We start from the raw sequence: 14,862 nt of genomic DNA on the forward strand, positions 1-14,862 counted from the left end.
CACCGTCGGCGGATGCGTGAGCATCGCTTTTCAGAGTGGCCTGACCTGTGCGGTACGCGGTACCTGAGAGATTGGCGGGGAGGCTTGCTCCTTCGGTGCCCGGCTGTATTCACCGGGGCTCTCCCGCACTGGTCGTGGGGCCTGTCTTCAGTTATCCAGACAGCTTAGCGCGCAAGCTCGGCCCGCACCTCGTCCCGCAACCGGCCGAGGTTCTCCGGTTCCGGCGCAGCCGCGAGCAGTGTCTTCGTGTACTCGTGCTGCGGGTTGAGGATGACGTCATCCGCCGGCCCCCGCTCGACGATGTCGCCGCGATACATCACGAGGATCTCGTCGCTGAAGTGCCGGGCCGTTGCGAGATCGTGCGTGATGTAGAGCACACCCAGCTGCTCCTCGCGCTGCAGATCGGCGAGAAGGTTCAGCACGCCGAGGCGGATGGACACGTCCAGCATCGACACCGGTTCATCCGCCACGATGAATCGCGCCCCCGGGGCGAGGGCCCGAGCGATCGCGACGCGCTGGCGCTGGCCGCCAGACAGTTCGTGCGGGCGTCGGTCGGCGAAACTCTCTGCAGGCGACAGGCGTACACGTTCCAGCAGTTCGAGTGCTCTTTCCCGCACCTGAGCAGCCGACAGACCGGGCGATGGATGCCGTCTGGAGTCGCCTCGGCGTCAACGACGAGTACAGCACGCCGTCGGCCCGCGACCGGATCATGGAGCGCGGTCTCACATCCCTCGGCTGGCATGTCGGCTCGCTGGAGCGCAACGTCATCGGATGCGACCCCGAGAACGAGTGCGGCCGGTGCGGCTATGGCTGCCGCATCGGCGCGAAGCAGTCCGTCACCAAGACCTGGCTGGCTGATGCCGAGGCCTCCGGCGCACGGATCTTCACCGGTGTCGACGTTCGCGCGGTGGACATCGCCGGCGACCGGGCCACCGGAGTCACAGGTTGCACGGCTGACGGCAAGACCGTCGCAGTACGCGCTCGCGCCGTCGTCGTTACAGGCGGCAGCGTGCAAACGCCCGCGATCCTGCGGCGTTCAGGCCTGAAGAACCCGAACATCGGCAAGCACCTGCGCCTGCATCCGGCCACCGCAGTGTGGGCGGAGTTCGACGAGGAGGTGCGTCCCTGGGAAGGCGCGATGCAGACCCGCTACTCGGCCGAGCCCTCCGACCTCGACGGATCCGGGTACGGAGTCGTCTACGAGACCGCGGCGGCGAACCCTGGCCTGTCCGTCACTTTCCAATCCTGGCGCGGCGCGCAGCGCCACCTCGATGTGATGCGCAGCCTCGCGCACTACTCCAGCGTCGGAGTCATCACCCGCGACCAGGATTCGGGTGAGGTGAAGGTCGACAAGGACGGCGAGCCGACGCTGCACTACACGCTGTCGGAGCGCGATGCCGCACGCATGCATCAGGGCATCGTCGGCGCCGCGCGCATCCTCGAGGCGGCGGGTGCCGTTCGCCTGTTCTCCGGCCATCAAGCCGGTATCGAGTGGACACGGGCGAGCGGCGAGAGCATCGACTCCTTCGCGGAGCGCTGCGCTCAGAAGGGCTACGCCCCCGGCACTGCTCCTTGGCGGCACTTCACATCATGGGATCGGCGCGCATGGGCGGCTCTCCCGAGACGCGCGCCGTCGACCCCGACGGAGCGACCTGGGAGGTACCGAACCTCTTCGTCGCGGACGCGTCGACCTTCCCGACCAGCTCGGGGGTGAATCCGATGGTCTCGATCGAGGCGATCGCTTACATGACCGCGACGCGTCTGGCACGGCGGCTGAACGGCTGAGCCAGCCGGATTCGGCAGGGATGACGGAGACGTCGTCACACTTTTGCCCTTCGGGTCGCCATGACACTAAGATGTTTCTCGGAGGTTAAAGTCATGGTGACCAGAACCCGGGAACCCGATATCCGCGTGGCGGTGTCGACGGTGATCCTGACGCTCCGCCGTGCGCCAGGAGACGGCATGCCGTCGCTCGCTCTGCCACTGGTGCTGCGAACTCGCGACCCGCATCAGGGGGATTGGGCGCTACCAGGCGGCTGGCTCGAACCCGACGAGAGTCTCGAAGACGCCGCGGCGCGAACCCTGCACGAGACCACCGGCCTCTCCCCCAGCTATCTCGAGCAGCTCTATGCGTTCGGCGCCGTCGACCGTTCGCCGAGTCGCGTCGTCTCGATCGTCTACTGGGCGCTCCTGCGCTCCGACGAGGTCGACGCGCAGAGCGCAGCCCACGTGGCATCCGGTCTGGCGCCGGAGAACGTGCAGTGGTTCGACGCCGCCGGGCTGCCATCGTTGGCGTTCGATCACACGCAGATCATCGACTACGCGCTCTGGCGCCTTCGCAACAAGGTCGGCTACAGCCGAGTCGCACATGGCTTCCTGCCCCCGACCTTCACGCTCGCCGATCTGCGAGAGGCGTACGAGGCGATTCTCGGCAAGCGCCTCGACCCGGCGAACTTCCGCCGCCAGGTCGAGACCTCGGACACACTGCTGCCGACCGACCAGTTCCGCACGGGAAATCACCGCCCGGCCCGCCTGTACCGATACAACGACGCCGTCGAGCTGGCCGATCGTGGCCCCCTCGCCGTCGAGGAGAAGAGGACCCGATGACCCTCCTGCCGTTCCCCCAGCTCACGGACCCCTCTGTGGATCATGCGATCCAGGCGATCGTCGTCGGCGCCTCCACTGACACGACGTGCAGCACCGACCTCGCCGAGGGTCCGTGGACGTTCGACAGCCGCCAGGGCTACGGTCCCGGGTCCTCGATGGGAGACGTCATCCCCACCGGTGCTCCTCGTCAGGGTGAGCTGCCCGTCGAGTATCGCGAGGCCGATGAGAACGAGTTGGACGCTCGCATCCGCGCGGCGAAAGCGACGCTCGGCGACCGGGTCGTCGTGCTCGGGCATTTCTATCAGCGCGAGGAGGTCGTGCAGCACGCCGACTACGTGGGCGACTCGTTCCAATTGGCGAACGCCGCCCTCGAGCGTCCGGAGGCAGAGGCGATCGTCTTCTGCGGCGTGCACTTCATGGCTGAGACCGCTGACCTGCTCTCCCGCCCGGAACAGTCGGTGATCCTGCCCAATCTCGCCGCCGGGTGCTCGATGGCCGACATGGCCGACATCGATCAGGTCGAGGACTGCTGGGAGCAGCTCGCCGACGTGCTCGGCCCGCTCGACGCAGCGGATGAGGCGGGCCGTGTCCCGGTGATCCCGGTGACGTACATGAACTCGTCCGCCGCGATCAAGGGCTTCGTCGGCCGCCACGGCGGCATCGTGTGCACGTCGTCGAACGCCGAGACCGTTCTGGAATGGGCGTTCGAACGCGGGCGTCGTGTGCTGTTCTTCCCGGACCAGCACCTCGGACGCAACACGGCCAAGGCGATGGGCGTGCCCCTGGAGCAGATGCCGATGTGGAACCCGCGACGCCCGCTCGGCGGGTCTTCCTCGCAGCAGCTCGTCGACTCGCGCGTCATCCTCTGGCACGGCTTCTGCTCCGTGCACCGCCGATTCACGGTCGCGCAGATCGACCAGGCCCGCGCAGAGCACCCCGGTGTGCGGGTGATCGTGCACCCCGAGTGCCCGATGGAGGTCGTCGACGCCGCGGATGAGGCCGGGTCCACCGACTACATCCGCCGCGCGATCGACGGCGCCACCGAGCCGACGACGTTCGCGATAGGCACTGAGATCAACCTGGTCAGGCGGCTCGCCGCCCAGTACCCGCAGCACGAGATCTTCTGCCTGGATCCCGTCGTCTGCCCCTGCTCGACCATGTACCGCATCCACCCCGGCTACCTCGCGTGGGTGCTCGAGGAACTCGTCGCCGGGCGCACTCCGAACCGCATCAAGGTCGCAGGCGACGTGGCGGCTCCCGCACGCGTCGCGCTGGAGCGGATGCTGGCAGCGAAGCCCCGCGTATGAGCACTGCCCCGCGCATGAACATCGTCGTCGTCGGCTCCGGGATCGCCGGCCTCACCGCCGCTCTGCACGCGTCCGAGGCCGGGCACTCAGTGACGCTCGTGACGAAGAGCAGGCTCGGTGACGGTTGCACACCGCTCGCGCAGGGCGGCGTCGCAGGTGCATACGGACCCGGCGATTCTGCGGCTCGGCACGCCGCCGACACTCTCAGCGCCGGCGCCGGCCTCTCCGACACCGAGGCAGTCGACGTGCTGGTGCGGGATGGTGCGGCCCGCATCGCCGAGCTGATCGCGCGCGGGGTCGCCTTCGACCGTGCAGCCGACGGCTCGCTCCTCCTCGGCCGCGAGGCGGCCCACAGCCACGCCCGTATCGTGCACGCCGGCGGCGACGCCACCGGCGCCGAGATCTCCCGCGCCCTGGTCGCCCAAGTGCGACAAGCTCCGATCGAGGTCATCGAGAACGCCTTTCTGATCGACCTCGTCGTCGACGGCGGATCTGCTCGCGGTATCCGGATGCTGCGCGACGGCGCGCTCATCGACCTCGAATCGGATGCCGTGATCCTCGCAACCGGGGGCGCAGGGCAGCTGTACGCCCACACCACGAACCCGATCGGCGCGACCGGTGACGGCATCGCTGCGGCGCTGCGTGCGGGAGCCGCCGTGGCCGACCTGGAGTTCATGCAGTTCCATCCGACGGTCCTGGCTGCGGGACCGGCATTCCTCATCTCCGAGGCAGTACGTGGTGAAGGCGCGACGCTGATCGACGACGAGGGGCGACGGTTCGTGTTCGACTCCCACCCCGACGGTGAGCTCGCTCCTCGCGACGTCGTGTCACGCGCGATCGCGAGGCAGGCCGAGTCGCACAAGGGTCCGGTGCTGCTCGACGCGACGATGCTCGGTGCTGAACGCCTGGCGGCGCGCTTCCCCACGATCGACCGGGTCACGCGCGAGCGCGGGTTCGACTGGGCACGCGAGCCCATTCCCGTCACGCCCGCCGCGCACTACCTGATGGGCGGTGTCGTCACAGATCTCGACGGACGCTCGTCGCTGCCCGGTCTCTTCGCGGTCGGCGAGGTCGCGCGCACCGGCGTGCACGGAGCGAACCGTCTTGCATCGAACTCACTGCTGGAGGGCGCGGTGTTCGGCGCTCGCGCCGCCGCAGCGCTGGAGCGGCTTCGACTCGCTCCGCTCACTCAACCCCTTTCGTCGCCGGCGACTACCCTGCCTCCACTCGACGACCGAGCCGCAGACGAGACGAGCCGCCGCACGCAGCTGCAGCAGCTCATGTGGGACCGCGTGGGCCTCCTGCGCACCGAACACGGGCTCAGCGAGGCGCTCGACACGATCCGCTCGTTGCGCGCCGCGGCACTTTCGCCTGCCACGCTCGCTGCGCACGAAGAAGCCAACCTCCTGCTGCTCGCCGAGGTCACGGCATCCGCTGCCCTCGCCCGCACCACATCGGTCGGAGCGCACCACATGACGCCAGCCCCTGCCCTGATCGGAGCCTGATGCTCACCGCAGCCACCCTCACCCGCATCGTCGGAGCCGCTCTCGAAGAAGACGCTCCGTGGGGCGATCTCACCAGCGCGACTCTGCTGCCGGCCGACGCCACCGCGACCGCAGATCTCACGGCGCGAGAGCACGGTGTGTTCAGCGGCGGCGACGTCTTCGCCGCCGCGTTCACCTTGACCGATCCGACGCTGTCGATCGACGTGCATGTCGGCGAAGGAGACGAGTTCGGCCCCGGTGATGTACTCGCGTCCGTGACCGGGTCGGCTCGAAGCATCCTCACCGCAGAACGGGTGGCGCTCAACTTCACCCAGCGGATGAGCGGCATCGCCACCCTGACTGCGCAGTACGTGAAGGCGGTCGACGGCACTGGCGCGCGCATCGCCGACACCCGTAAGACGACGCCTGGGCTTCGCGCATTCGAACGTCACGCCGTCGTGTCCGGCGGTGGCAGCAACCACCGGTATTCGCTGTCGGATGCCGTGATGGCGAAGGACAACCATCTGGCCGTGCTGCAGCGCTCAGGTGCTGATCTGTCGACGGCCCTGCGTGACGCGCTGTCGCACCTGCCTCACACCGCTCATGTCGTCATCGAAGTCGACCGTCTCGATCAGATCGAAGCCGTGCTCGCCGGTGGTGCGCACACGGTGCTGCTCGACAACTTCTCGATCGAAGACCTGCATACCGGCGTCGCTCTGATCGGCGATCGGGCAACGGTCGAGGCATCCGGGGGCGTGAATCTCGACACCGTGCGGGCCATCGCCCAGACCGGCGTCGACGTCATCTCGGTCGGTGCGCTCACCCACTCCGCGCGTGCACTGGATCTCGGACTCGACGTGCGCATCGCCTGATGAAGGACATCGCCTGATGCTCTATCTCGACCACGCCGCCACATCTCCGGTACGTCCGGAGGTGCTGGACGCGATGCGCCCCTACCTGACAGGGGTGTTCGGCAATCCATCGAGTCACCACACCGCCGGCGAAGCCGCGGCGAGCGCGTTGGACGATGCCAGGGCACGGGTCGCCCGCGTGTTGGGAATGCGCGCGGGCGACGTGATCTTCACCGCGGGAGGCACCGAGGCCAACAACCTCGCGGTCAAGGGCATCGTGCTCGCGGCCCTCGCACGTGGCCGCCGTCACCTCGTGACGACGGCCATCGAGCACGAGTCGATCCTCGAGTCCGCGGACTTCCTGCGGCGCTTCCACGACATCGAGGTGACGTACGCGCCTGTCACCGAAGCGGGCCGGGTCAGCGCGGATGCCGTGGCCGAGGCCGTCCGCGACGACACTGCACTGATCTCGCTCGGCCACGCGAACAACGAGATCGGCACGGTGCAGGATGTCGCGGCACTCACCGCCAGCTCCCGTGACACCGGCGTGCCCCTGCATCTCGACGCCGTGCAGTCCGCCGGATGGCTGCCGCTCGCCGGGCTCGGCGTCGATGCGGTCTCGATCGCCGGGCATAAGCTCGGCGCCCCGAAGGGTATCGGTGCGCTGGCCGTGCGCGGTCGGGTTCCCCTCGAGCCGCTGCTGCACGGCGGCGGGCAGGAGCGCGGTCGCCGCTCGGGGACAGAGAATGTCGCAGGCGCGGTGGGATTGGCAGTCGCGTTGGAACTGGCCGAGGCAGACCGCGAGGAGACGTCCGCACGCGTCGGCGCGGCGACGTCGCGGTTCATCGCCGGTGTTCTGTCCGCCGCACCCGACTCACGCGTGACCGGAGATCCAGTGGAGCGCCTCCCCGGCACCGCGAGCTTCACGTTCGCGGGAACGAGTGGCGAGGCGGTGCTGCTGGAACTGGAGCGGCGAGGCGTCATCTCCTCCAGCGGCTCAGCGTGTGCGGCGGGAAGCGACGAGCCCTCGCATGTCCTGCTCGCGTGCGGGGTGGCGCCCGAGGTGGCGCAGACGTCGGTGCGCTTCACATTCGGACGAGATGTTCTGCCGGAGGCGGCGCCCGAGCATCTCGCAGCCCTCGTCGCTGCCGCGGTGCAGGCGGTCTCCGGCTCCTGACGACTCCTCACCCTCTGCGCCGACAATAGACTCGAAGGGTGCTGAGCGCCTCCGACCCGATCGTGACGTTGGTCGTCCCAGGACGAGACATCGAAACATTCGCCCCCGCCGCTGTCGCGTCATTGCTGGTGCAGACCGAGTCTCGGTGGCGGGCCGTCCTCATCGATGACGGATCCGCTGATGCCACCGGCGACATCTTCGCGGCCGCCGCGGCCTCCGACCCTCGATTCACCTTCGTGCGACACGAAGCGTCCCGTGGCCTCGGAGCCGCCCGCAACTTCGGGCTGAGTCTCGTCGACACCGAATACCTCGGCTTCCTCGACGGCGACGACGAGCTCACCCCCACGGCTCTCGCCCGGCTCACCGGCACGCTCGCGGAGACCGGCAGCGATTTCGTCGCAGGCGCGTACGTCCGCTCCCGACTGCGCGGCGACCTCTACGTACCGGGCCGCGTGCAACCGTGGACTGCCGCCGCAACCGACCCCCAGCGACTGGGCACGACGATCATCGAGCATCCTCGGGCATCGGCGAACATCGTCGCCTGGTCGAAGATCAGCCGCACGACCTTCTGGAGCGATCTGCTCTTCCCAGAGGGCGTCGCGTACGAGGATCAGATCGTCGCGCAGCAGATGTACACGCGTGCATCCGCGTTCGACGTGATCCCCGACACCGTCGTGCATTGGCGACTGCGCGCCGATGGCACATCGCTCTCGCAGGGCAAGTCGCAGCTGCCTGTGCTGCGGGACTATCTCGCCGCTCTCCGCGGCGGCATCCGCGTACTGCACGAGGCGGGAGCGACGCACGCGGTCACAGCCAGACTCGATCTCATCCTCGCCATGGATCTGCCCCCGCTTCACGAGATCGCCAGCAGCCACCCGGACCCCGCATACGCCACTGAGGTGACCGCGTTCCTGAACGAGTTGCGCGCACTTCCGGAATTCTCCGGAGTGCACCCTGATCCCCAGCTCGCCGCAGCCCTCGCATGGTGAGCGTGCACCGACCGATACCCGCCGGAGGACTGGACCCGTGAACGACTACATCGCCGACCTGTTCTCCCTCGAAGGCCGCACCGCGGTGGTGACCGGGGGCAGCTCCGGAATCGGTCGCGGCATCGCGTCTGCGCTCGCTCGATCCGGAGCATCCGTGGTCATCGTGGCCCGCGGCAGCGAGCGGGTTCACGAGACGGTGGGCGAGTTGGAGGATGCCGGATGCCGCGCCGCCGGCGTCATCGGCGACCTCGGCACTCGCGACGGCATCCGCGCGGTAGCTGAAGCCGCCGCAGCGCCGTTCGGCGAACCGGACATCCTCGTGAACTCGGCGGGCATCAACATCCGTCCGCCGTTCGCAGAGATCACCGAGGCGGATTGGGATGCCACGATGACCGTGAACGCGCTGGCGCCGTTCCTGCTCGGACAGCGCTACGCACCGGGGATGGCCTCCCGCGGATACGGACGCCTGATCCACATCAGCTCGCAGCAGGCGCACCGCGCGTTCGTCGGCAGCGGCATCTACGGAGCATCGAAGGGTGCCGTCGAGTCGCTCATGCGGTCGGAGGCCGAGGCCTGGGGTCCGCACGGCGTCACGAGCAACACGCTCGTTCCCGGGTTCGTGCTCACGCCGCTGAACGCCCGCCTCCAGGAGCAACCGGAGCAGATCGCCGCCCTTGCCGCCCGAACGATGATCGGACGCAACGGACTGCCCGGCGACTTCGCCGGTGCCGCGGTCTTTCTCGCGGGCGCCGGTTCCGCATATGTGACCGGCCACTCGCTCTTCGTCGACGGGGGCATGGCCGCTCACTGAACGGCGACCCGCTCACCCTTCCGCCGGGTACACCCGCTGGTCCGTGCCTGCGCCGTCGAGCAGCGGCACCGGCGAAGTGAGAGCGGCGACGGCATCAGCTCCGGCCGAGTCGTCCGGTGCACGATCGGCGCGCCGATTGGCGAAAGCCGCCGCGACCCCGCCGCTGATCGTGCTCTCGACGATGTTCTCCGTCTCGAGCACGCGGGATGCCGCAACCTGCTGCGCAGCGAGTTCTGCGTACAGTCCGCCCTGAGCGAGCAGTTCCCCATGCGTGCCCGACTCGACGATCTGCCCCGCTTCGATCACGTGGATCACGTCGGCGCCCATCACCGTCGACAGCCGGTGCGCGATGGAGATGGTCGTCCTGCCACGTGCCGCCTCGTCGAGCGCCTCCTGCACGACCCGCTCCGACACTGTGTCGAGCGCCGACGTCGCCTCATCGAGCAGGAGTACCGGCGGGTCCTTCAGCAGCACTCTGGCGATCGCGATGCGCTGCTTCTCGCCCCCAGAGAGCCGGTAGCCGCGCTCTCCGACGATCGTGTCGTAACCGTGCTCGAATCCGGCGATGATGTGGTGGATGTTCGCGGCCGTGCAGGCTGCGATCACCTCGTCCTCTGACGCATCCGGCCGGGCGTACATGAGGTTCTCACGGATCGTCGCGTGGAAGAGATACGTCTCCTGCGACACGATGCCGACGTTGTCGATGATCGACTCCTGGGTCAGCGTGCGCACATCGGCACCGGCGAACAGCACCGTGCCGCCGTTCGCCTCGTACAGCCTCGGTGCGAGGTACAGGATCGTCGTCTTCCCAGCGCCGGATGGCCCGACGAACGCGACGTGCTGTCCGGGCTCGGCGACGAACGACACGCCCTGCAGGGTCGGGCGTGCGTCCGGTGCGGCATCCGGGTATCGGAAGACGACCTCATCGAACTCGACCCGTCCGAGCGGCCCCGGTGCCTCGTCGACCGACGTCGCGCCAGCAGAATCCTCGATCTCCGGAACCAGATCGAGGTACTCGAAGATGCGCGCGAACAGCGCCTGCGAGGTCTGCAGGTCGAGAGAGACACGCATCAAACCCATCAGCGGCTGCAGCAGTCGGGCCTGCACTGTCGTGAACGCGACGACCGTGCCCGCCGTGATGGCACCTTCGCCTCCGGCGATGAGGTACCCCGAGACGAGGTAGATGACTGCGGGCACCGAAGCCATCAGCACCTGCACGACGGCGAAGAATCCCTGCCCGCTCATCGCGCGTCGCACCTGCAGCTTCACCTGGTTGCGGTTCTCGTGCTGATACCGCTGCGACTCGGCGCGCTGACGATTGAACGACTTCGACAGCAGCATGCCCGAGACGCTCAGCGTCTCCTGCGTGATCGAGGTCAGCTCGCTCAGCGACTCCTGCGTCTCCCCCGCGATGCGTGCGCGCACCTGGCCCACCTTGCGCTGCACGACGATCAGGAACGGCATCAGCACGACAGCGATGAGTGTGAGGCGCCAGTCGATGAGGATCATCGCGACGAGGGACGCGATCACCGTGACGACGTTGCCGAGGATGCTCGTGACGGTGTTCGTGAGCACTCCGGAGACGCCCCCGACATCGTTCTGCAGGCGCGACTGGATGACGCCGGTCTTGGTGCGGGTGAAGAAGCCGAGTTCCATCGCCTGCAGGTGTTCGAACAATCGCACGCGCAGATCGCCGGTGACGCTGTTGCCCACCGTCGAGGTGAGCCACGTCTGACCGACGCCGAGCACAGCGGAGAGGAGGAACAGGGCGACCATGATCAGGACGAGTCTGATGAGCAGGCCGATCTCCGGGCTGCCGCCGTCCACAGGGAAGAGCGCATCATCGAAGATGCGCTGCACGATCAGCGGTGGGATGACTGCGATGCCCGCTCCGACGACGACGAGGATGCCGGTGAAGACGATGCGCCAGAGGTAAGGCCGGAACAATCCGACGACCCGCTGGCCCAGCCCGGCGATCCTCGGGGCCTCGGCGTTCAGGCGTTTCTGCGCCGCCTCATCGACGCCGCGGAAGCCGCCTCCGCCTCCACGTCCGCCGCCCATACTCATGCGGTCAGCCTATCCCCGAGAAAATCTCCCAGACCGGGAATGCCCGCACGCAAGACTGCGTTACCATGATTCGTTGTCCACGAGTGGGTGCCGCATCTTCGGCTCCGTCGTAGGCCTTCCGCCACCCCCATCCACTGAGGAGACGCTTTGGCCACCATATCCACCGGTTCGGTTCCCACCGTGAAGCCGGAACCGTTCATCGCGCGCTCTGACATGCGCGTCATCTGGCTGCTGCTCGTCGCCGCTTTCGTCGCGATCTTGAACGAGACCACGATGGGCATCGCGATTCCGCACCTGAACACCGATCTCGGCATTCCGCCCGAGCTCGGCCAGTGGCTCACAAGCGCGTTCATGCTCACGATGGCGATCGTGATCCCGACGACCGGCTTCCTGCTGCAGCGCTTCACCACTCGGCAGGTCTTCATCGCCGCCATGACGGCGTTCTCCCTCGGCACACTGGTGTGCCTCGTCGCACCAGGGTTCGCAGTGCTGCTGGTGGGCCGTGTCATCCAGGCCGGTGGAACGGGCATCATGATGCCGCTGCTCATGACGACCATGATGAATGTCGTGCCGCCGCAGTCGCGCGGCCGGATGATGGGCCGCGTCGGCCTCGTCATCTCGCTTGCTCCCGCAATCGGCCCGACCCTCGCAGGAGCAGTGCTCGAGACGCTGAGCTGGCGCTGGCTGTTCGCGATCATCCTGCCGATCGCGCTCGTCGCGCTCGCCATGGGTGCCAAGTGGATGACGAACCTCGGCGAGACGAAGGATGCCCCGGTCGATGTCGTGTCGATCGTGCTCTCCGCCTTCGGCTTCGGCGGCGTCGTGTACGGCCTCAGCCAGTTCGGCGGAGAAGGCGAGTCGAACGGCGCGATGATCGGTGTGATCTCGCTCGTCGGCGGCGGCATTGCCCTCGCCCTGTTCGTGTGGCGTCAGCTCAAGCTGCAGCGCATCGACGACGCACTGCTCGATCTGCGCGTGTTCCGCTCGGGCAACTACACGATCGCCGTCATCGTCATGGGCATCCTCGCCCTGTCGATGTTCGGAACGCTCACGCTGCTGCCCCAGTACCTGCAGAATGTCGCGGGGCTCGATGCACTCCAGGCCGGCCTCATCCTGCTGCCGGGGTCGATTCTGATGGGACTGCTCGGTCCGATCATGGGTCGCATCTATGACGCTCGCGGCACCCGCACGCTGCTGATTCCCGGCACGATCCTGGTGTCGGCCGCGCTGTTCTTCTATGCGACCGTCGGCGAGCACACTCCGTGGTGGCTGCTCGTGATCTCCCAGACGTTCATGTCCGTCGGACTTGCGATGTCGTTCACCCCGCTGTTCTCCGCGTCGCTCGGGTCGCTGCAGCGTCACCTGTACTCGCACGGTTCCGCGGTTCTGAACACGATCCAGCAGGTTGCCGGTGCTGCGGGCGTCGCCCTGCTGACGGTGACCTACTCGTCGATCCTGCACGCGGGCGAGAGCGAAGGGCTCTCGACCGCCGCCGCCGGTGCTCCTGGAGCACGCATGGCGTTCCTGATCGCGGCGGTCATCTCGCTGGGATCCGTCGCATTGAGCTCGTTCATCCGCAAGCCGGCGGATGATGTGGGAGACGGATTCCACGGCGGTCACTGACCACCGGCCGGGAGGACTACCCGGGGATGGAGCAGGAGTCGCCGGCGCAGCAGGCGCCGGCGCTCACGTCACCCAGCAGGTTCAACCCCGTGGGTGCGGCAAGCGTGTCGTCGGCCGGAACCGATTCCGAGATCTCGCGGGTACTCATGCCTCCATGCTACGCCGGAACACGCCTGATGGCGTCGCGCGCGCCTCTGGACAGTTCGGGCACGCGTGGCCAACACTCGGACTATGAAAGATTCTCCTGACGTGAGCACCGGCACGAATGCGAAAGCCGACGCGAAACGTGACGGTCGTGATGAGACACGCGACGAGCGCGCAGATCGTAACTGGGATGAGCTCATGCAGGAACTGCGCGTCATGCAGACGGGCACGCAGGTGCTCTCGGGCTTCCTGCTCGCGGTGGCCTTCCAGCCGCGATTCACCGAGCTCGACGACCTGCAGCGCACCGTCTACATCGTGCTCGTCGGTCTGGCCGCCCTCGCGACTGTGCTCGCACTGGCACCGGTGGGGATGCATCGGTCGCTCTTCGGGCAGCACCGCAAGCCAGAACTCGTCCGCTTCACCTCGCGCATGGTGCAGGCCGATCTCGTCGTGATCGGCCTATTGAGCGTCGGTGTCACGACACTCATCGTGGACTTCGTCGTCGATCGGACGACCGCGATCGTCGTACTGATCGTCGCCGCCGTGATCGTGCTGGGACTGTGGGTGCTCATGCCACGACTGATCGGCAGAAGATGAATGCTCTACGGTTGTGAGGTGAAACGATTCCTCGCCCGAGTCTTCTGGAAGCTCAGCCGGTGGACCCTCGACGGTGACGAGGTGCCGACGCGTCCGACCATCCTCATCGGAGCGCCGCACACATCGAACTGGGACTTCGTCCTCATGCTCGCGATCGCCTGGCGACTCGGCATCGACGCGCACTGGTTGGGCAAGAAGAGCCTGTTCTCCGGGTGGCGCGGCCCGATCATGCGAAGGATCGGCGGTGTGCCCGTCGATCGAGAGGACCCCGGTCGCGTCGTCGCGGATGTGATCGCACAGGTTCATTCCGGTGAGGTGTTCGCGCTCGTCGTGACACCGGACGGCACACGCGGTGACAACAGATATTGGAAGTCCGGCTTCTACAGAATCGCCAGGGAGACCGGGATGCCGGTCACTCTGGGCTACGTCGATCGCACGACCATGACGACGGGCCTCGGTCCGACGTTCGAGCTGACCGGCGATATCGCGGCGGATATGGATCGGATCCGGGCGTTCTACGCAGACAAGGCGGGGGTCCGACCGGACAGACGCACCGAACCGCGGCTGAGGGAAGAAGGCGGCGCGCAGTCGTAGGGGCGGATCCGTATGGTGATCGGCGAAGTGCACCCCGCGGTGTGGTGGTGCCTGGAACGCACTCGGGATGGCGCAGGGTAGCGGCGTCCGGATCTGAAAGTGTGAGGAACCTCCGAATACCCAGGCTCAGGTTGAACCGCTCCCCCGATGTGCGGAATCGTGGCCCGGACATGTTCTGACCGGAGCATGTCCGCAACCGGAAGGAGAGCGCTGTGCTCACCCTGACCGAAAATGCAGATGCCGTCGTCACCACGATCGTCGGCCGCGAGGATGCCAGCGCAGACGCGGGGCTTCGCATCCAGACCGCGGAGGGACAGGGCCCGAACGGCGAATCACGTTTCGCTGTTCACGTCGTTCCTTCTCCGGAACCCGCCGACGTCGTGATCGACGGTGTCGGCAGCCGCGTCTTCCTCGAGGAGAATGCCGCCGAGGCGCTCGCCGACAAGGTGCTCGATGCCGGTGTCGATGACGAAGGCGCCGTGAGCTTCACGATTCTCCCGCAACCCGCCTGACGGGCGCCGAGAATCACAGGGGTGGGGGGGCGCGGGCACCCCCCCCCCCGGCGGCCCCCCGGGCGGCTCCCCCGCGAAACCCCCCGAGGCGGGGGGAGC

The 14,862-nt window shown here is 67.6% G+C and carries 14 protein-coding genes, 2 pseudogenes and 1 riboswitch; of the genes and pseudogenes, 13 read left to right on the forward strand and 3 right to left on the reverse strand.

The genetic code is table 11. From position 1 onward, the window contains the following. Positions 1–40: 40 nt before the first annotated feature. Positions 41–136, reverse strand: a riboswitch (glycine riboswitch). Between the two features lie 28 nt (positions 137–164). Then, positions 165–602, reverse strand: a pseudogene (locus ACP7AR_RS07145) (ATP-binding cassette domain-containing protein); the annotation flags it as partial. 38 nt (positions 603–640) lie between these two features. Between ACP7AR_RS07145 and ACP7AR_RS07150 the strand changes: the two are divergent. The 9 genes and pseudogenes from ACP7AR_RS07150 to ACP7AR_RS07190 all read left to right on the forward strand — a co-directional run. Beyond that, positions 641–1,027, forward strand: a pseudogene (locus tag ACP7AR_RS07150) (GMC family oxidoreductase N-terminal domain-containing protein); the annotation flags it as partial. Between the two features lie 578 nt (positions 1,028–1,605). After that, positions 1,606–1,785, forward strand: a complete 180-nt coding sequence (locus tag ACP7AR_RS07155) for a GMC oxidoreductase (RefSeq protein ID WP_426184157.1) — start codon at positions 1,606–1,608, stop codon at positions 1,783–1,785. Between the two features lie 93 nt (positions 1,786–1,878). Beyond that, the gene (locus ACP7AR_RS07160; protein WP_426184159.1) at positions 1,879–2,607 is read left to right on the forward strand and encodes an NUDIX hydrolase; all 729 of its coding nucleotides are present in this window, start codon (positions 1,879–1,881) and stop codon (positions 2,605–2,607) included. After that, positions 2,604–3,914, forward strand: a complete 1,311-nt coding sequence (gene nadA, locus ACP7AR_RS07165; protein WP_426184161.1) for a quinolinate synthase NadA — start codon at positions 2,604–2,606, stop codon at positions 3,912–3,914. The genes ACP7AR_RS07160 and nadA overlap by 4 nt, the downstream gene beginning before the upstream one ends. Next, entirely contained in the window at positions 3,911–5,419 is a 1,509-nt protein-coding gene (gene nadB, locus ACP7AR_RS07170) for an L-aspartate oxidase (RefSeq protein WP_426184163.1), read from the forward strand. The genes nadA and nadB overlap by 4 nt, the downstream gene beginning before the upstream one ends. Beyond that, positions 5,419–6,270 carry a carboxylating nicotinate-nucleotide diphosphorylase gene (gene nadC / locus ACP7AR_RS07175; RefSeq protein WP_426184165.1) on the forward strand — a complete coding sequence of 284 codons (852 nt, stop codon included), beginning with the start codon at positions 5,419–5,421 and terminating at the stop codon, positions 6,268–6,270. Before nadB ends, nadC begins: the two co-directional genes overlap by 1 nt. Positions 6,271–6,286: 16 nt before the next feature. After that, the gene (locus ACP7AR_RS07180) at positions 6,287–7,426 is read left to right on the forward strand and encodes a cysteine desulfurase family protein (RefSeq protein WP_426184167.1); all 1,140 of its coding nucleotides are present in this window, start codon (positions 6,287–6,289) and stop codon (positions 7,424–7,426) included. A 38-nt stretch (positions 7,427–7,464) separates the two neighbouring features. After that, the gene (locus tag ACP7AR_RS07185; protein ID WP_426184168.1) at positions 7,465–8,415 is read left to right on the forward strand and encodes a glycosyltransferase family 2 protein; all 951 of its coding nucleotides are present in this window, start codon (positions 7,465–7,467) and stop codon (positions 8,413–8,415) included. A gap of 37 nt (positions 8,416–8,452) precedes the next feature. Further along, positions 8,453–9,226, forward strand: a complete 774-nt coding sequence (locus tag ACP7AR_RS07190; RefSeq protein ID WP_426184170.1) for an SDR family NAD(P)-dependent oxidoreductase — start codon at positions 8,453–8,455, stop codon at positions 9,224–9,226. Positions 9,227–9,238: 12 nt separating this feature from the next. Here the strand turns inward: ACP7AR_RS07190 and ACP7AR_RS07195 are convergent, their stop codons facing one another. Further along, a complete protein-coding gene (locus tag ACP7AR_RS07195; protein ID WP_426187676.1) occupies positions 9,239–11,287 on the reverse strand; it encodes an ABC transporter ATP-binding protein in 2,049 nt (682 codons plus the stop codon). Between the two features lie 219 nt (positions 11,288–11,506). On the opposite strand from ACP7AR_RS07195, the gene ACP7AR_RS07200 reads away from it, so the two are divergent. Next, positions 11,507–12,916 (forward strand): DHA2 family efflux MFS transporter permease subunit, encoded by a 1,410-nt coding sequence (locus tag ACP7AR_RS07200; protein ID WP_426187678.1) that lies wholly within the window; start codon positions 11,507–11,509, stop codon positions 12,914–12,916. Between the two features lie 16 nt (positions 12,917–12,932). On the opposite strand, the gene ACP7AR_RS07205 is transcribed toward ACP7AR_RS07200, so the two are convergent. Beyond that, the gene (locus ACP7AR_RS07205) at positions 12,933–13,064 is read right to left on the reverse strand and encodes a hypothetical protein (RefSeq protein ID WP_426184172.1); all 132 of its coding nucleotides are present in this window, start codon (positions 13,062–13,064) and stop codon (positions 12,933–12,935) included. Positions 13,065–13,147: 83 nt separating this feature from the next. On the opposite strand from ACP7AR_RS07205, the gene ACP7AR_RS07210 reads away from it, so the two are divergent. The 3 genes from ACP7AR_RS07210 to ACP7AR_RS07220 all read left to right on the forward strand — a co-directional run bounded on the left by ACP7AR_RS07210 (position 13,148) and on the right by ACP7AR_RS07220 (position 14,763). Further along, complete coding sequence (locus ACP7AR_RS07210; protein WP_426184174.1) at positions 13,148–13,657, forward strand: DUF6328 family protein; 510 nt, start codon at positions 13,148–13,150, stop codon at positions 13,655–13,657. An 18-nt stretch (positions 13,658–13,675) separates the two neighbouring features. Then, a complete protein-coding gene (locus ACP7AR_RS07215) occupies positions 13,676–14,251 on the forward strand; it encodes a 1-acyl-sn-glycerol-3-phosphate acyltransferase (protein ID WP_426184176.1) in 576 nt (191 codons plus the stop codon). A gap of 212 nt (positions 14,252–14,463) precedes the next feature. Next, positions 14,464–14,763: a Fe-S cluster assembly protein HesB gene (locus ACP7AR_RS07220; protein WP_426184178.1), complete on the forward strand. Its 300-nt coding sequence runs from the start codon at positions 14,464–14,466 to the stop codon at positions 14,761–14,763. Positions 14,764–14,862 lie beyond the last annotated feature (99 nt).

This window comes from Microbacterium sp. TWP3-1-2b2 (assembly GCF_049896145.1).
Lineage (GTDB): Bacteria > Actinomycetota > Actinomycetes > Actinomycetales > Microbacteriaceae > Microbacterium.